The organism is Inquilinus limosus (assembly GCF_002195995.1).
GTDB classification, from domain to species: domain Bacteria; phylum Pseudomonadota; class Alphaproteobacteria; order DSM-16000; family Inquilinaceae; genus Inquilinus; species Inquilinus limosus_C.
In genome coordinates this window covers 1-16864 of record NZ_NHON01000113.1, presented here as the reverse complement: position 1 = coordinate 16864, position 16864 = coordinate 1, and the positions used below count along the sequence as shown (strand labels likewise).

At 66.8% G+C, this 16864-nt stretch carries 14 protein-coding genes; 12 read left to right on the top strand and 2 right to left on the bottom strand.

The window, feature by feature from the left end:
- Positions 1-171: 171 nt before the first annotated feature.
- A complete protein-coding gene (locus BWR60_RS31965; protein ID WP_179222039.1) occupies positions 172-885 on the bottom strand; it encodes an HAD family hydrolase in 714 nt (237 codons plus the stop codon).
- Between the two features lie 115 nt (positions 886-1000).
- On the opposite strand from BWR60_RS31965, the gene BWR60_RS31960 reads away from it, so the two are divergent.
- From BWR60_RS31960 to BWR60_RS31945, 4 genes are all read left to right on the top strand, one after another.
- The gene (locus BWR60_RS31960; RefSeq protein ID WP_088156673.1) at positions 1001-1870 is read left to right on the top strand and encodes a carbohydrate ABC transporter permease; all 870 of its coding nucleotides are present in this window, start codon (positions 1001-1003) and stop codon (positions 1868-1870) included.
- Positions 1867-2886, top strand: coding sequence for a carbohydrate ABC transporter permease (locus tag BWR60_RS31955; protein ID WP_088156671.1), 1020 nt, complete (start codon positions 1867-1869; stop codon positions 2884-2886). The genes BWR60_RS31960 and BWR60_RS31955 overlap by 4 nt, the downstream gene beginning before the upstream one ends.
- Before the next feature lie 23 nt (positions 2887-2909).
- A complete protein-coding gene (locus BWR60_RS31950; protein WP_088156669.1) occupies positions 2910-4370 on the top strand; it encodes an extracellular solute-binding protein in 1461 nt (486 codons plus the stop codon).
- Between the two features lie 71 nt (positions 4371-4441).
- Entirely contained in the window at positions 4442-5524 is a 1083-nt protein-coding gene (locus BWR60_RS31945) for an ABC transporter ATP-binding protein (protein ID WP_088156667.1), read from the top strand.
- A 229-nt stretch (positions 5525-5753) separates the two neighbouring features.
- On the opposite strand, the gene BWR60_RS31940 is transcribed toward BWR60_RS31945, so the two are convergent.
- Complete coding sequence (locus tag BWR60_RS31940; protein WP_088156665.1) at positions 5754-5951, bottom strand: hypothetical protein; 198 nt, start codon at positions 5949-5951, stop codon at positions 5754-5756.
- A 128-nt stretch (positions 5952-6079) separates the two neighbouring features.
- Between BWR60_RS31940 and BWR60_RS31935 the strand changes: the two genes are divergently transcribed.
- From BWR60_RS31935 to BWR60_RS31900, 8 genes are all read left to right on the top strand, one after another.
- Complete coding sequence (locus BWR60_RS31935) at positions 6080-7021, top strand: nucleoside hydrolase (RefSeq protein WP_088156663.1); 942 nt, start codon at positions 6080-6082, stop codon at positions 7019-7021.
- A 338-nt stretch (positions 7022-7359) separates the two neighbouring features.
- Complete coding sequence (locus BWR60_RS31930; RefSeq protein WP_088156661.1) at positions 7360-8388, top strand: amino acid ABC transporter substrate-binding protein; 1029 nt, start codon at positions 7360-7362, stop codon at positions 8386-8388.
- 110 nt (positions 8389-8498) lie between these two features.
- On the top strand, positions 8499-9689 hold the full coding sequence (locus BWR60_RS31925; RefSeq protein ID WP_088156659.1) for an amino acid ABC transporter permease: 1191 nt from the start codon (positions 8499-8501) through the stop codon (positions 9687-9689).
- Positions 9690-9691: 2 nt separating this feature from the next.
- On the top strand, positions 9692-10873 hold the full coding sequence (locus tag BWR60_RS31920; protein ID WP_088156657.1) for an amino acid ABC transporter permease: 1182 nt from the start codon (positions 9692-9694) through the stop codon (positions 10871-10873).
- Positions 10874-10886: 13 nt separating this feature from the next.
- The gene (locus BWR60_RS31915; protein WP_179222038.1) at positions 10887-11657 is read left to right on the top strand and encodes an amino acid ABC transporter ATP-binding protein; all 771 of its coding nucleotides are present in this window, start codon (positions 10887-10889) and stop codon (positions 11655-11657) included.
- A gap of 575 nt (positions 11658-12232) precedes the next feature.
- Positions 12233-13417 (top strand): porin, encoded by a 1185-nt coding sequence (locus BWR60_RS31910; RefSeq protein WP_088156653.1) that lies wholly within the window; start codon positions 12233-12235, stop codon positions 13415-13417.
- Positions 13418-13871: 454 nt separating this feature from the next.
- Positions 13872-15044 (top strand): porin, encoded by a 1173-nt coding sequence (locus BWR60_RS31905; protein ID WP_088156651.1) that lies wholly within the window; start codon positions 13872-13874, stop codon positions 15042-15044.
- A gap of 421 nt (positions 15045-15465) precedes the next feature.
- Positions 15466-16638, top strand: coding sequence for a porin (locus BWR60_RS31900; RefSeq protein WP_161790396.1), 1173 nt, complete (start codon positions 15466-15468; stop codon positions 16636-16638).
- Positions 16639-16864 lie beyond the last annotated feature (226 nt).

Below are 16864 nucleotides of genomic sequence, written 5' to 3'. Positions count from 1 at the left end.
GAAGATGCGGCCGCGGCGCCAAGCTACCCCACGGGCTGCAAACCAAGGGGGATACGGGCTCACGACCGCGATGCGGTGCCGGGCATTGCCCGGCACCGCATCTCCACCATCCTCGCAGATCTTCAACACACAAGGGGGAGGGGGTTCGTGCCGTAAGAGCCGGCCTCGCCCCTATCCCCTCAGCCCCGCCACCAGCCCGGCCAGGTCGTCCATATGCGGGCAGATCAGCCGGGCGCCGGCGTCGCGCAGCCGGTCGGCATGGCCGTCGCGGATGTGGCGGCCGCCGAGGAAGCCGATCACCGTCATGCCGGCGGCGACGCCGGCCGTGGTGCCGGTGACGCTGTCCTCGATCACCAGGCAGCGGGCGGCCTCGGCCCCGAGCTGCGCCGCCGCGTGCAGATACAGGTCCGGCGCCGGCTTCGGCCGCTCCACCGCCTCCGGCGTGTAGACATGCTCGCCGAACAGCGCGGTCAGCCCGGCGATCTGGAGCGAGCGGCGCACCCGGCCCAGATGGCTGTTCGACGCCACCGCCATCGGCAGGCCCAGCTGCTGCAGCGCCGGCAGCACGCCGGGAATGGCGTCGAGGCTGAGCGCCAGCGCGTCATCGATCACCTGCGCCATGCGCGGGCCGATATCCTCCGGGAACACCGTGCCGAACCGCGCCGCCACCTGGCGTACGATGTGCAGGTCCGGCGTGCCGACCAGCTGCTCCACCAGCTCTTCGACCGGCGCCTGCGGCTCGTATTGCGCGATCAGCTGCGCCACCGCCCGGCAGGCGATGAACTCGCTGTCGACCAGCACCCCGTCGCAATCGAAGATCACCGCCGCGATGCCGCCGGCCATGGGGGCGGGGGCGGCAGTCCGCACGGGGTCGACGGTGTCCATCACATCCTTCTCCATCCGGTTCCGCCGGTTGCGCCGGCGGGGCGAGTCACCATAACGTACGACAAGTCAAAGACGCCGCGCGACGGCAAGCGCGGGCGAGGGGGAGGCACGGACCTTGCGGGAGCCGATCAAGCACGCCTTCATCTGGCCAGCCTTCCTCGTCGTCCTGCTGGTCGGCATCTTCCCTCTCATCTACTCCCTGACCATCAGCTTCCAGAGCATGCGGCTGGTGCCGCCGCTGCCGCCGCGCTTCGTCGGGCTCGACAACTACGCGTCGCTGCTGGCCAATCCGCGCTTCTGGGCCACCGTGCAGACCACCGCGACCGTCGTCTTCCTCTCGGTCGCGGTGCAGTACGTGCTCGGCTTCGCCATCGCGCTGGCGCTGCATAGCAAAATTCCGGGCGAGCGTCTGTTCCGCGTCGGCTTCCTGCTGCCGATGCTGATGGCGCCGATCGCCGTGTCGCTGGTCGGCCGCATGCTGTTCCACTCCACGGTCGGCCCGGTCAACGAGCTGTTCACCTGGCTCGGCCTGCCGAACCTGCCATTCCTGACCGACGCCATCTGGGCCTTGGGCACCATCATCGCCGTCGAGGTCTGGCAGTGGACGCCCTTCGTCATCCTGATGATGCTGGCCGGGCTGCAGAGCCTGCCGCAGGACGTCTACGAGGCGGCGCAGCTCGAGAACGCCAGCGCCTGGCAGCAGTTCTGGGGCATCACCTTCCCGATGCTGCTGCCGATCTCCGCCGCCGTCGTGTTCATCCGCATCATCGAGGGCTTCAAGATCATCGACACGGTCTTCGTCCTGACCGGCGGCGGCCCCGGCGTGTCGACCGAGACCCTGACCCTGTTCGCCTATCAGGAGGGATTCAAGAAGTTCAACCTCGGCTACACCTCGGCGCTCAGCTTCCTGTTCCTGATCGTCATCGTCGTCTTCGGCACCATCTACCTCGCGGTGCTGAAGCCGCATCTGGAGAAGCGGCGATGACCCCGTCCCGGTCGAAGCGCGGCCTGGTCTTCCTGCTCTGCCTGGGCTGGTTCGTGGTGACGCTGTTCCCGATCTACTGGACGCTGATCACCTCGTTCAAGCCGCCGACCGCGGTCAGCGGCGGCCCGACCTACCTGCCCTGGATCGATTTCGAGCCGACGCTGCAGGCCTGGATCGACGCCCTGTCCGGGGTCCGCGGCAACTTCATCACGCCCTTCGTCAACTCGACCCTGATCGGCCTGGCGGCGACGGCGCTGTCGGTGGCGCTGGGGTCGATGGCCGCCTATGCGCTGGTGCGCTTCCCGTTCCAGGTGCGGCTGCTGGCCGGCATCGCCTTCGCCGTGGTCGCGATCGGCGGCTTCCTGCTGCTGCAGAACGTCCTCGGCCTGCCCCGGGTCCAGGCGCTGGGCGGCGCACTGGTGGCGGCGCTGGCGATCTCGATCGGGCTGAACGCGCTGCGTCTGCCGGGCCCGGTGCTGGGCAATGACGATGTGGTGTTCTGGTTCATCAGCCAGCGCATGTTCCCGCCGATCGTCACCGCCTTCGCGCTCTACCTGCTCTATTCCGAGATCGGCAAGGCAGGGCTGCCCTTGCTCGACAGCTTCTGGGGCATGACCCTCTGCTACACCGCCTTCTCGCTGCCGATCGTGGTCTGGCTGATGCGCGACTTCTTCCAGGCGCTGCCGGTGKAGATCGAGGAGGCGGCGCTGGTCGACGATGTGCCGCGCTTCCGCATCTTCCTCGAGATCGTGCTGCCGATGGCGCGGCCCGGGCTGGTCGCCACGTCGATGATCACGCTCAGCTTTGTCTGGAACGAGTTCCTGTTCTCGCTGCTGCTGACCGCGGGAAGCTGGCAGACCCTGCCGATCATGCTGTCGGGGCAGAACTCCTACCGCGGCGACGAGTGGTGGGCGATCTCGGTCGCCGCCATGATCTCGATCGGTCCGATGATGGTGATGGCGATTTTCCTGGCCAGGCTGATGCGATCCGGCCTGCTGCTGGGCAGCATCCGATGATCGCGAGACAGGGAGGGACAACAATGAAATCGATGCTTCTCACCGCCGCCGGTGCGCTGGCCCTCACCGCGGCGCTGCACGGCCCCGCCGCCGCGGCCTGCGACCCGGATTATTCCGGCGTGACCCTCACGGCAGGGTCGCAGACCGGGCCGTTCATCGCGCTCGCGCTGCAGATGGCGGCCAAGACCTGGGAGCAGAAGACCTGCGGCAAGGTCAATGTCGTCGAGTTCCCGTTCGGCGAACTGTACCCGAAATACCTGACGGCGATGACCGCCGGCGAATCCACCTTCGACGTCATCACCTTCGCCCCGGCCTGGATGCCCGACTTCTCGCCCTACCTGTCGGAGATGCCGGACTCGGTGCGCCAGGGCAAGGATTGGGAGGACATCGCCCCGGTCTATCGCGACCGGCTGATGGTGTGGGACGGCAAGCACCTGTCGCAGACCATCGACGGCGACCTGCACACCCTGTCCTACCGCCGCGACCTGTTCGACGACCCGAAGGAGAAGGAGGCGTTCAAGGCCAAGTACGGCTACGACCTGGCCCCGCCCAAGACCTGGAAAGAATATTACGACATCGCCGAGTTCTTCACCCGGCCGGACCAGAAGCTGTGGGGCACGGCGGAGGCGTTCCGCCGCGGCGGCCAGCAGTTCTGGTTCTTCTTCACCCATGCCGCCAGCTACACCAACGACCCGCAGAACCCGGGCAGCATGTTCTTCGACCCGGAGACGATGGACGCGGCAGTGAACAACCCCGGCTGGGTCAAGGCGCTGGACGACTACATCAGGTCGGTGAAGTTCTCGCCGCCCGGCGCGCTGAACTTCTCCTCCGGCGACATCCGCACCGCCTTCTCCGGCGGCCAGGTGGCGATGAACTTCGACTGGGGCGACACCGGCGTGATCGCCGCCGACAAGACCCAGAGCAAGGTGGCCGGCCATGTCGGCTCGGCCCTGACCCCGGGGTCGACCGAGATCTGGAACCACAAGACCAAGAGCTGGGACAAGTTCGACCAGCCGGTGTTCTCGCCCTTCATGGCCTTCGGCGGCTGGCAGGCGGCGGTACCCTCGTCCGGCAAGAACGTCGAGGCCGCCTGGAACTATGTCGAATGGGTCTCGAACCCGGAGAACAGCGGCACCGCCACGGTGACCGGCGGCTCCGGCGTCAACCCGTACCGCCTCAGCCATTTCGCGCCGGACCGCTGGCTGGCGAAGATGACCAAGGAGGAGGCGGACGAGTACCTGGCGGCGCAGCGCGGCAGCCTCGAGGCCAAGAACGTGGCCCTCGACATGCGCATCCCCGGCTATTTCTCCTACACCGAGGTGCTGGAGATCGAGCTGTCCAAGGCGCTGGCGGGCGAGGAGACGGCGCAGCAGGCGCTCGATTCGATCGCCGAGCAGTGGAACAAGCTGACCGACGAGTTCGGTCGCGACACCCAGCTGGCCGCCTATCGCGCCTCGATGGGCCTGCCGCCGCTGAAGAAGTAAGCCCGAGATCCTCCCCGCCGCGGCCCGTGGCGGGGAGGGGACGGACGGAGCGTTCCAGACCCAAGGACATCATGGCCCGCGTCAGACTCGAAGCCGTCACCAAGAGCTTTGGCGACGTGCCCGTCATCCCGTCGCTCGACCTGGAGATCGCGGACCGCGAATTCGTCGTGCTGGTCGGCCCGTCGGGCTGCGGCAAGACCACGACCCTGCGCATGATCGCCGGGCTGGAGGCCGCGACTGGCGGCACCATCCGGATCGGCGACCGCGACGTCACCCAGCTGCGGCCCGGCCTGCGCAATTGCGCCATGGTGTTCCAGAACTACGCCCTGTACCCGCATATGACCGTGCGCGAGAACATCGGCTACGGCATGAAGGTGCGGGGCGAGCCGAAGGCAGCGATCGACGGCAAGATCAAGGAGGCGGCGCGGGTGCTGGGGCTGGAGCCCTATCTCGACCGCCGGCCAAAGCAGCTGTCCGGCGGCCAGCGCCAGCGCGTCGCCATCGGCCGCGCCATCGTCCGTGATCCCGATGTCTTCCTGTTCGACGAGCCGCTGTCCAATCTCGACGCCAAGCTGCGGATCGAGATGCGGGCCGAGATCAAGGCGCTGCACCGGCGTCTGCAGACCACCATCGTCTACGTCACCCACGACCAGGTCGAGGCCATGACCATGGCTGACCGGGTGGTGGTGATGAACCAGGGCCGGATCGAGCAGGCGGCTGAGCCGCTGACCCTCTACGAGCGCCCGGCCAACCTGTTCGTCGCCGCCTTCATTGGCGCGCCCAGCATGAACTTCCTGCCCGCGACGGTGGTCGCCGGCGGGACGCCCGGGCTCCGGCTGGAGGACGGAACGGTGCTGCCGGCGCCGGCCGGCAAGCGGGCGGCGCTGGCCGGGCGCGAAGGCCTGGCCGTCACCATCGGGCTGCGGCCGGAGCATGTGGCGGGCGGCGGCGCCGGGCCGGTGACGCTGCCGATCCTGCCCCGGGTGATCGAGCCGCTCGGTGCCCACACCCTGATCCTGGGCGAGGTGGCGGGCGCCAGGTTCACCGCCCAGGTCGACGCCCATTTCCCGGCTCGGCCGGACGAGCCGACGACGATCAGCCTGGACCCGGACCGGCTGCACCTGTTCGAGACGGCGGGCGGGAGCGCGCTATGAAGGCATCAGACCGGAAAGAGCCGGCAATCGCCGAAGCACTGAGGGCGAAGGTCGATGAGGCCTTGGCAGATCCGCGGGCCAGCGTGTCGGCCCGCGACGTCTTTCGGCGCCTGTGGGCGTACCACGCGGCGCAGACCAAATCCGATGCAGAGGCATAGGTTGGGTTCGCCATGGCGAACCCAACACGTTACTCCGTCAGTGGCCGAGAGGCTGTGATGCGGTCCGCTCGTCACTCCTTCGGCTTGCCGTAGACCCCGCGCAGGAAGAAATCCCAGATCGCGTAGACCAGGGCGGCGCCCCACAGGAACAGCCACAGCCGGTCGCCCAGCCACAGGAACTCCGCCGCCAGGGCGGCGATCAGGAGGACGACGATCAGCAGCCGGACCCAGAGGGGTTCGAGCCAGGGATGGGCTTGCGGCGTCGGCATCGTCTCCAGCGCGTCGGCAGGGCAGGGGCGGCGAGAGTGGCACGGGACCGCGCCCCGCATCCAGCGGCGTTTTGCGCCGCGCCCGGCCGCGCTATGGTCGGGCCGACCGACAGGAAAGGACCCCGCCGATGCCCCGGATCATTCTCGATTGCGACGTCGGCATCGACGACGCGCTGGCCATCCTGTGGCTGGCCGAACGGCCGGGGGTGGAGATCGCGGCGCTGGGCAGCGTCCACGGCAACGCCCATGCCGCGATCGCCGCGGCCAACGCCCAGCATGTCTTCGACCTGGTCGGGCTGGGCCATGTCCCGGTCGCGGTCGGGGCGGCGGCGCCGCTGGCCCAGCCGGTCAGCATCAGCGGCCATGTCCATGGCGATGACGGCCTCGGCGGCCAGGGGCCGAAGGCACCGCTGCGGCCCTTCGCGGCCGAGACCGCGGCGGAGCAACTGGTCCGCCTGGCGCGGGCCGAGCCGGGTGCCTTCTCCCTCCTGGCCACCGGGCCGCTGACCAACCTGGCCCTGGCGCTGCATCTCGAGCCCGAGTTGCCGCGGCTGGTCGACCGGGTGGTGATCATGGGCGGGGCGGTGACCGTGCCGGGCAACATCACCGCCGCGGCCGAGGCCAACATCTTCCACGACCCCGAGGCGGCGGAGGCGGTGTTCGCCGCGGCCTGGCCGGTCACGTTGGTCGGGCTGGACGTCACCATGACCGCCTGGCTGGGCGAGGCCGAGCTGGCGCGGATCGAGACCGATCCCCGGCCGCGCGGCCGCTTCGCGTGGTCGATCCTGCAGCACTATGTCGGCTTCTACCACGCCCGCTACGGCATCCGCGGCTGCGCCCTGCACGACCCGGCGGCGGCGATGCTGCTGCTCGACCCCGGCCTCGCCGAGTATTCCGACTGGCCGGTCCGGGTCGAGCTCAGCGGCGACCTGACCCGGGGCATGACCCTGGCCGACCGCCGCGGCGTGCCTGAGGAGCAGGGGGCGGCCGAGCGGCCCGCCGTCCGGGTGGCGACCGGCATCGATCGCGACCGCGTCGTCGGCGGATTCATGGACGGGCTGCTGCGCTGAGGCGGGAAGTCGACGGCGCGCCTGTTCTTGCCGATTGTCACGATACATCCGGTCGGACCCGTTGCCGGGAGCGCCGCGCGACAGGGCAGGCGGGCCTTTGCCGAAAGAACGATCACCCCTTGCGCGAGGAATGGTCGGATGATTATTCCGGACGCATGCAATATGACGCGAGCTTGATTGAAATATGACGCTGTGGCCGATCCCGGGCGGCGAGAGAACAAAAAAGGCCGTGCATTCATCGGGGATGTTCCATTAAATGACCCTCCCCCGGCGGCATGCCGCCGGGACGGTCTTGCGGTTTCGCCACGGCGAAGGCCGGGGCAAAAAGGGGAGGTTTCATGAAGGTTCGTACTCTGCTCGCGGCGGGGGCCGCGGTCGTCGCCGCGGTCGGCTTCACCGCTTCGGCCCAGGCGGGCGCGACGTTCGACGCCGTCAAGCAACGCGGCTTCCTGCAGTGCGGCGTCAACACCGGCCTCGCCGGCTTCGCCCTGCCGGACAGCCAGGGCAAGTGGACCGGCATCGACGTCGACACCTGCCGCGCCATCGCGGCCGCCGTGTTCGGCGATGCCGACAAGGTCAAGTTCACCCCGCTGAACGCCCAGGTGCGCTTCACCGCGCTGCAGTCGGGCGAAATCGACGTGCTGGCCCGCAACACGACCTATTCGCTGTCCCGCGACACCTCGCTGGGCCTGACCTTCACGGCCATCAACTTCTATGACGGCCAGGGCTTCATGGTGAACAAGTCGCTCGGCGTGTCGAGCGCCAAGGACCTGAACGGCGCCACCATCTGCGTCCAGCCGGGCACCACCACCGAGCTGAACCTGACCGACTGGTTCCGCGCCAACAAGCTGGACTTCAAGCCGGTCGTGATCGAGAAGCTGGAGGACGTCGAGGCCGCCTTCTTCTCCGGCCGCTGCGACGCCTACACCACCGACGCGTCGGGCCTGGCCGGCACCCGCGCCGCCAAGGCGCCGAAGCCGGAGGACTACATCATCCTGCCGGAGATCATCTCCAAGGAGCCGCTGTCGATCGCCGTGCGCCAGGGCGACGACCAGTGGGCCGACATCACCCGCTGGGTGTTCATGGCCCAGGTCCAGGCCGAGGAGAGCGGCGTGACCAGCCAGAACATCGACAGCTTTGCCGATTCCCCCGACCCGACGATCCAGCGCCTGCTGGGCAAGACCCCGGGCATGGGCGAGGCTCTCGGCCTGCCGGAGAACTGGGCCTATAACGCCATCAAGCAGGTCGGCAATTACGGCGAGATGTTCGAGCGCAATGTCGGCGAGAAGACCCCGCTGGGCCTCAAGCGCGGCCTGAACGCGCTGTGGACCCAGGGTGGCCTGCAATACGCCATCCCGATCCGGTAATCCGCGATCGATGCCGCCGACCCCGAAACGGGTCGGCGGTGTCGTTTTCAGGCCCGGCTTCCCCGGGCGAAGAAGAAATTTGACGGGCGGCTTGAGCGAGGTTTGACGCAATGACCATGGACGTTGCCGCGGCAGGAACTGCCGTGCGCCGTGGATCCGCTTTCAACGACCCCAGGCTCCGAGCGATTTTCTACCAGGTCGTACTGCTGCTGGTGGTCGTCGCCGTCGGCTGGTTCCTGGTCTCCAACCTGATACACAACCGCGAGGTGCGCGGCATCCAGACCGGCTACGGCTTCCTGTCCCGCGAGGCCGGCTTCGCCATCGCCGAGTCCCCGATCTCTTATTCGCCCAGCGACCCCTATGCCCGGGCCTTCCTGGTCGGCCTGATGAACACGCTGAAGGTCTCGGTCCTCGGCATCATCCTGGCGACCCTGCTGGGGCTGGTGATCGGCGTCAGCAAGCTGTCCTCGAACTGGCTGCTGGCCAAGATCGCCACGGCCTATGTCGACGTCGTCCGCAACATCCCGCTGACCGTGCAACTGCTGCTCTGGGCCGGGCTGATCCGGGTCAGCGCGCCGCCGCCGCGCCAGGCGCTACATCCGGTGCCGGGCGTGTTCGTCAGCAACCGCGGCATCCAGGTCCCCTCGCTCGAGGACAACCCGATCTTCCTGTGGATGGCGGTCGCGGCGCTGGTGGCGCTGGTGCTCGGCTGGGGCATCGCCCGCTGGGCCAAGCAGCGCCAGGCGACGACCGGGCAGCAGTTCCACAGCATCTGGGTCGGGATCGGCCTGTTCATCGGCCTGCCGCTGATCGTCTGGCTGGGCGGCGGCGCGCCGGCCGCCTTCGAGGTGCCGGAGCTGAAGGGCTTCAACTTCCAGGGCGGCTGGACGCTGACCCCGGAATTCGCGGCGATGCTGATCGGCCTGACGGTCTACACCGCGGCCTTCATCGCCGAGATCGTGCGCGGCGGCATCCTGGCGGTGTCGCACGGCCAGACCGAGGCGGCCCGCGCGCTGGGCCTGCATTCCGGCATCACGCTGCGCCGCATCGTGCTGCCGCAGGCGCTGCGCACCATCATCCCGCCGCTGACCAGCCAGTATCTCAACGTCACCAAGAACAGCTCGCTGGCGGTGGTGATCGGCTATCCGGAGCTGGTGTCGATCGGCAACACCATCGGCAACCAGACCGGCCAGGTGGTCGAGGCGATCTCGATCTTCATGGCGGTCTACCTGCTGATCAGCCTGTCGATCTCGATCGGCATGAACATCTACAACCGGCGCATGTCGCTGCGGGAGCGCTGAGCATGGCCGATATACAAGGCGCGCTGACCGCCCCCTTCGTCGCCACGCAGGAGATCCCGGCGTCGCCGCCCCCCGGCTCGACCACCGGGCCGATCGCCTGGGTCCGGCACAACCTGTTCAGCACCTGGTACAACATCGTGCTGACGGTGCTGATCGCCTATCTGGCGATCACCCTGATCCCGCCCTTCATCCAATGGGCGCTGATCGACGCGGTGTGGGGGCCGGCGACGCCGGACCAGACGCCGCAGGAGGTGGTGAATGCCTGCCGGGCCGCGGCCGGCGCCTGCTGGGGCTTCGTCAACGAGAAGTACCGGCTGATCTTCTTCGGCCTGTATCCCTTCGGCGAGGAGTGGCGGCCGATCATCGCCATGCTGATGCTGATCGGCCTCGCCGTCGCCAGCACCATGCGCCGGTTCTGGGGCAAGCGCCTGATCGTCGCCTGGGTGGTGGTGATCGTCGCCGCCATCAGCCTGATGTACGGCGCCGTGCCGCTGGGCTTCTTCGAGATCCCGATTCCCGGCCTGTCGCTGGTCGAGACCCGGAACTGGGGCGGCCTGCCGCTGACGCTGGGCCTGTCGATGATCGGCATGGCGCTGGCCTTCCCGCTCTCGGTCCTGCTGGCGCTGGGCCGCCGGTCGAACATGCCGGCGATCCGGACCCTGTGCGTGACCTATATCGAGCTGATCCGCGGCGTGCCGCTGATCACCGTGCTGTTCATGGCCTCGGTGATGTTCCCGCTGTTCCTGCCGGAGGGCTGGAACTTCAACTATCTGCTGCGGGCCCAGGTGGCGATCATCCTGTTCACCGCCGCCTATCTCGCCGAGGTGGTGCGCGGCGGCCTGCAGGCGATCCCCAAGGGCCAGTTCGAGGCGGCGGACAGCCTCGGCCTTGGCTACTGGCAGAAGCAGCGGATGATCATCCTGCCGCAGGCGCTCAGGGTCTCGATCCCGGCCCTGGTCAACACCTTCATCGGGTCGTTCATGGACACGACGCTGGTGATCATGGTCAGCCTGTTCGACCTGCTGGGTGCCGCCCGCCTCGGCCTGTCCGATCCGATCTGGGGGCCGTTCTACAAGGAAGCCTATCTGTTCGTGGCGCTGCTGTTCTTCGTCTTCTGCTTCGCGATGTCGCGATACTCACAGCGCCTGGAAACCTATCTGAACCGGGGCACGCGCCGCCGCTGACGGAGAGATGACAATGGCTGTGAATCAACAAGCGACCGCGAGCCAGCCGGAAATCCTGATCCAGATGTCCGGGGTCAACAAATGGTATGGCGAGTTCCATGTCCTCAGGGACATCAACTTCGCCGTCGAGAAGGGCGAGAAGGTGGTGATCTGCGGGCCCTCGGGCTCCGGCAAGTCCACCCTGATCCGCTGCCTGAACCGGCTGGAGGAGCACCAGAAGGGCTCGATCATCGTCGACGGCATCGAGCTGACCAACGACGTCAAGAACATCGACGCCATCCGCCGCGAGGTCGGCATGGTGTTCCAGCAGTTCAACCTGTTCCCGCATCTGACGGTGCTGGAGAACCTGACCCTGGCCCCGATCTGGGTCCGCAAGATTCCGAAGAAGGAGGCCGAGGAGACGGCGATGTACTTCCTCGGCCGGGTCAAGATCCCCGACCAGGCGAACAAGTACCCGGGCCAGCTCTCCGGCGGCCAGCAGCAGCGCGTGGCCATCGCCCGCTCGCTGTGCATGAAGCCGAAGATCCTGCTGTTCGATGAGCCGACCTCGGCGCTGGACCCGGAGATGATCAAGGAGGTGCTCGACGTCATGATCGAGCTGGCCCGCGAAGGCATCACCATGATCTGCGTCACCCACGAGATGGGCTTCGCCCGCACCGTGGCGAACCGCGTGATCTTCATGGATCGGGGCCAGATCGTGGAGCAGAACGAGCCGGAGGAGTTCTTCAAGAACCCGAAGTCGGAGCGGACCAAGCTGTTCCTGAGCCAGATCCTGGCGCATTGACGGTCAGGGCGCCGCCGCGGCGGCGCCCGCTCCGCATCGGGCGCGCCGCCACGGCGGCGGCCCTTCCGCATCGGGCGCGCCGCCACGGCGGCGCCCGCTCCGCATCGAAGCCGGCGAGGCGCTGCCCGCCGGCTTTTTTGTTGCCGGAGTCCCGGCGCGGACACCGTCCCCTGCGAGGGGAAGCCGGCGCGGCCAGCGGCCGGTCGCGCCGGCCGCGGGTATCCCGGAAACACGCCGATAAGGCGGTGTGGCCTGTTGGCCACAGGTCGTTGCTATTTCATCTTACATACATTCTGGGATGTATAATCCGATTGCCGCGTGTTCGAGGCCGGGACTATGGTCTCGGAGTTTTCGGGCATTCCGCCGGCCGGCCGTCAAAGTCGATCGGAGTGTGCCTTCGAAGACACAGATCGGCGCCGTTTCGGGGGACTCGCTTTCGACACGGCCGCCATCACCCGACCACGCGTCGGGTTCTGCCTGCAGGCCCTGTTGGGCAGCCTAGACGGGACCAGCAAGCAGGCGGGCCGAGAGTGTCTTGAGCGAAGCGCCCCACGGTGCGGGGCATAGGAGGGAAGATGAAGAAGGTATTGCTGGGTGGTACGGCGCTGGTCGCCGCCGCCGTGATCGGTTCCATGCCGGCGTTGGCGGCCGATGCGACCCCCGTGACCTCGGGTCTTCAGCTGAAGATCAGCGGTTTCATCGGGTCGCAGGCGACCCTGTCGCTGGGCGATTCCTCGAACAGCGACTTCGATCGCGACTACGATTTCCAGAGCAGCGCCCGGTTGCAGTTCGACGTCAAGAACGTCACTGATTCCGGCCTGGAGTACGGCGGTCGTATCCGTTTCAACTCGGTCAACCGCCAGGACAACGTCAAGGTCGACCGCACCTATGTCTATGTGAAGGGCGGCTTCGGTACGGTCACCTTCGGTAATGCGCCGACCACCGCCGACGATTTCGGTTACGTCTACGCGCATGACCAGCTGAGCGGCAACATGGGCCTGGGCGCCGGCTTCGGCGACCTGCTGGACGGCAACTTCTACTTCGGCGGCAACGAGTTCTTCTCGATCGATGCCACCTACCTGGCCGGTGTCAGCAATGCCGACACCCGCATCAAGTACACCTCGCCGACCTTCGACGGCTTCAGCTTCGGCGTCGACTTCACCCCGGAGATCGGCGGCGCGACCCATGCCGGCAACGGCGGCCGCGACGACCTGTTCAACGACGGCAACACGATCTACGAGAACGTGGTCAGCGCCGGCGTCAACTACGAGCAGACCTTCGACTCGCTGTCGGTCCGCGTCGCCGCGTCGGCCATCTACGGCAACGGCGTCAAGACCTCGGTCTTCAACGACGGCAGCGACGCCAACCCGAACGGCAACGACCTCGAGGTCTACACCCTCGGCGGCCAGATCGGTTCCGGCGGCATCCTCGCCAGCGTGAACTGGACGCACAACGAGCAGACCGCGGCCGCGGACAAGCCGGTGGACACCATCATCGGCGACCTCAGCTACCAGTGGGGTCCGTTCCTGGCGTCGGCGTCCTACGCCTACACCTGGGCCGACAAGGGCAACGGCCTGAACTCGTCGATCTCCAGCGGCACGGACCTCAAGGAAGATCACCTCGCCGGTGTGAACCTGACCTACACTCTCGCCCCGGGCCTCAACACCTACGCGGAAGTCATCTACTCGAATCAGAAGTTCCGCGCGGGCCGCGACAACGAGTCCGCCAGCCTCGGCACCGGTATCGTCCTCGGGTTCTAGGATCCCAGGGCGGGCCCGGACCGAAAGGTCGGCTCAAGAAGACCGGGCGTGACGGACCACTCCTAACGGTCTCTGTCTCGTCCCCTCGAAGGCTGAAACGTCACGTCCCGGTCGACGGAGGATGCGCGGCACTGCAGGCCGCGCATCCTTTTTTTATGGTCTTCCGCAGCGCCGCCGCCACCGCGGTTTTGCCGGATCATCCGCGAATGATTACATACGTTCATGAATGTATATTCTGATTGCTTTGATCCACCGGCCAGTTTACGGTTCTGTAATCTCGCGGACGGCCGAGTTCCGGAGGCCCCGAATTCAGGGTGGAGCGGCCTTCGTCCCGGGAGACGCACTCTCGATGTCCTGATGCGAAGCCAGGGCTCGGCATCGATGGCCACCGGACGGTCCGGCACTGCGACCAGGCCGGCACGGCCATCGGGAGGAACCGAGCGGAGGAGGGGAAGTGAAGAAGGTTCTGTTGGGTGGGGCGGCGCTGTCCGCCATGGTGCTGGCCGGCGCGGCGCCGGCCTCGGCCGCGGACGCCAATGTGACGTCCGGCCTGCAGCTGAAGATCAGCGGTTTCATCGGCTTCCAGGCCGCGTTAAATCTGGGGGATACCCAGAACGACGAATTCGCCCGCGACTATGATTTCCAGAGCGGCGCGCGAATCATCTTCGACATCAAGAACGTCACCGATTCGGGCCTGGAATACGGCGGCCGCATCCGCTTCGACAACGTCAACCGCCGCGACAATGTCAGCGTCGACCGCACCTATGTCTATGTGAAGGGCAGCTTCGGCACGGTCACCTTCGGCAACGCGCCGACCGTGGCCGACGACATCGGCTATGTCTACGCCCATGACGCCCTGGCGGGCGAGATCGGCGCCGGCGGTCTCAATTTCGGCGACCTGCTGGACGGCGACTTCAAGCTGGGCGGCGGCGACTTCTACTCGATCAACGCCACCTATCTGGCGGGTCTGAGCAACGCCGACACCCGCATCAAGTACACCTCGCCGAGCTTCGACGGCTTCAGCTTCGCGGTCGATTTCACGCCGGTCGTCGGCGGCAGGAACCACGCCGGCAACGGCGGCCGCAACGACCTGTTCGACGATGACCAGAGCTATTACGAGAACGTCGTCACCGGCGGCCTGAACTACGAGCAGACCTTCGACTCACTCTGGGTCCGCCTGGCCGCCACCGCCGCCTATGGCAACGGCGTCCGCACCTCCGACTCCGGCGCCAATCCGGACGGCAACGACCTGCAGGTCTACACCCTCGGCGGCATGGTCCAGTCGGGCGGCATCGCCGCCAGCGTGAACTGGACCCACAACGAGGAGATCGCGGTCGCCAAGAAGCCGGTCGACTCGATCGTCGCTGACGTCAGCTACCAGTGGGGCCCGTACTTGGCGTCGCTGTCCTACGCCTATACCTGGGCCGACAAGGGCAACGGGCTGAACTCGAACTTCTCGAGCGGCGAGGATCTGCAGGACAACCACATCGCCGGTGCCAACTTCACCTACACCCTGGCGCCGGGCCTGAACACCTACGGCCAGGTGATCTACGAGAAGCAGAACTTCCGTACCGGCGGGGATTGGGAGACGGCCAATCTCATGACGGGCGTGCTCCTGGCGTTCTGATCATGCCGTCACTCCGGTGACGGTCCGGGAAGACCGGGCGTGACGGACCACTCCTGACGGTCTCTGTCTCGTCCCCTCGAAGGCTGTAAATCACGTCCGGTCGACGGAGGATGCGCGGTTCTGCAGACCGCGCATCCTCTTTTTTTGTCGGCATCTCGCGGGATTCTTTCTTCCAGTATGCATACATACATGAATGTATATTGATGTTGCCCAAGACCTGCCGCGGGATTATCGTTTCCGTGTCTTCCGGATGGGTCGAGTCCCGATCCCCGGTCTCGCGAGATGGGCGGAACTCGCCACGGGAGACTTGGTCTCTATATTCATGATGACAGGCTCTCACGGCCCCCGGACGGGCCTGAGTCCGGCGATGACTGCGCGCCGGGCAGCAGGCGGTCGTGGCGATGGGGCGGAGGAGGGGAAAGTGAAGACGGTTCTTCTGGGTGGGGCGGCGCTCGCCGCCATGGGGCTGGCCGGCGCGATGCCGGCCTTCGCGGCCGATGCGAATGTGACCTCGGGTCTGCAGCTGAAGATCAGCGGCTTCCTCGGCTTCCAGTCGACCCTGGTGCTCAGCGACAGCCAGGACAGCGACTTCGACCGCGACTACGACTTCCAGTCCAATGCGCGGATCATCTTCGACGTCAAGAACGTCACCGATTCCGGCCTCGAATACGGCGGCCGCATCCGCTTCGATTCGGTCAACCGTCGCGACAACGCCCGGATCACGCGCGTCTACACCTATGTGAAGGGCGCGTTCGGCACCATCACCTTCGGCGACGCGCCGACGGTCGCCGACGACATCGGCTATGTCTACGTCCATGACGATCTGGTCGGCGACATGGGCGCCGGCGCGATGGATTATGGCGAACTGCTGGACGGCGACTTCCCGGTGGGCGGCGGCAATTTCTATTCGATCAATGCCACCTACCTCGCCGGGCTGACCAACCAGGACACCCGCATCAAATACACTTCGCCGATGATCAACGGCTTCAACTTCGCCGTCGACTTCACACCGGTGGTCGGCGGCGCCGGCCATGCCGGCAATGGCGGCCGCAACGACCTGTTCGACGACGACGACACGTATTACGAGAATGTCGTCACCGGCGGCGTGAACTACCAGGACACGTTCGGCGACTGGTCGGTGCGGGCGGCGGCCACCGTGGCCTATGGCCATGGCACTCGGACCTCGGCCACCGGCGCCAATCCGCATGGCAACGACCTCGAGGTCTACACGCTGGGCGGCCAGGTCGGGTACCAGGGCATCCATGCCAGCGTGAACTGGACCCACAATGAGAGCATTGCCGTCGCCGACAAGCCGGTCGATTCCATCGTCAGCGACGTCAGCTACCGGTGGGGCGCGAATCTGGCGTCGCTGTCCTATGCCTATACCTGGGCGGACAAGGGCAACGGCCTGGATTCGCAGTACACCAGCGGCCAGGACCTGAAGGACAACCACATCCTCGGCGCGAACTTCACCCACACGCTGGCGCCGGGCCTGAATGCCTATGCCGAGGTGATCTACGAGAAGCAGAACTTCCGCGAAGGCCAGGATTTCGAGAACGCCAACCTGATCACCGGCGTCATCCTCGGTTTCTGAGAGGGAGGGCGGCTCTCTTCACCCGCGAATCCCCTCCCCCTAGCCCCCTCCCGCGAGGGGAGGGGGGACACGGATTGTTTGGGCTTTGAGAGCGCTCTCCCTCTCAGAAACCGAGGATGACGCCGGTGATCAGGTTGGCGTTCTCGAAATCCTGGCCTTCGCGGAAGTTCTGCTTCTCGTAGATCACCTCGGCATAGGCATTCAGGCCCGGCGCCAGCGTGTGGGT

Coding starts and splice junctions, on each gene's coding strand:
- BWR60_RS31965 (WP_179222039.1), bottom strand. CDS start 885: ATGGACACCGTCGACCCCGTGCGGACTGCCGCCCCCGCCCCCATGGCC.
- BWR60_RS31950 (WP_088156669.1), top strand. CDS start 2,910: ATGAAATCGATGCTTCTCACCGCCGCCGGTGCGCTGGCCCTCACCGCG.
- BWR60_RS31945 (WP_088156667.1), top strand. CDS start 4,442: ATGGCCCGCGTCAGACTCGAAGCCGTCACCAAGAGCTTTGGCGACGTG.
- BWR60_RS31940 (WP_088156665.1), bottom strand. CDS start 5,951: ATGCCGACGCCGCAAGCCCATCCCTGGCTCGAACCCCTCTGGGTCCGG.
- BWR60_RS31935 (WP_088156663.1), top strand. CDS start 6,080: ATGCCCCGGATCATTCTCGATTGCGACGTCGGCATCGACGACGCGCTG.
- BWR60_RS31930 (WP_088156661.1), top strand. CDS start 7,360: ATGAAGGTTCGTACTCTGCTCGCGGCGGGGGCCGCGGTCGTCGCCGCG.
- BWR60_RS31925 (WP_088156659.1), top strand. CDS start 8,499: ATGACCATGGACGTTGCCGCGGCAGGAACTGCCGTGCGCCGTGGATCC.
- BWR60_RS31920 (WP_088156657.1), top strand. CDS start 9,692: ATGGCCGATATACAAGGCGCGCTGACCGCCCCCTTCGTCGCCACGCAG.
- BWR60_RS31915 (WP_179222038.1), top strand. CDS start 10,887: ATGGCTGTGAATCAACAAGCGACCGCGAGCCAGCCGGAAATCCTGATC.
- BWR60_RS31910 (WP_088156653.1), top strand. CDS start 12,233: ATGAAGAAGGTATTGCTGGGTGGTACGGCGCTGGTCGCCGCCGCCGTG.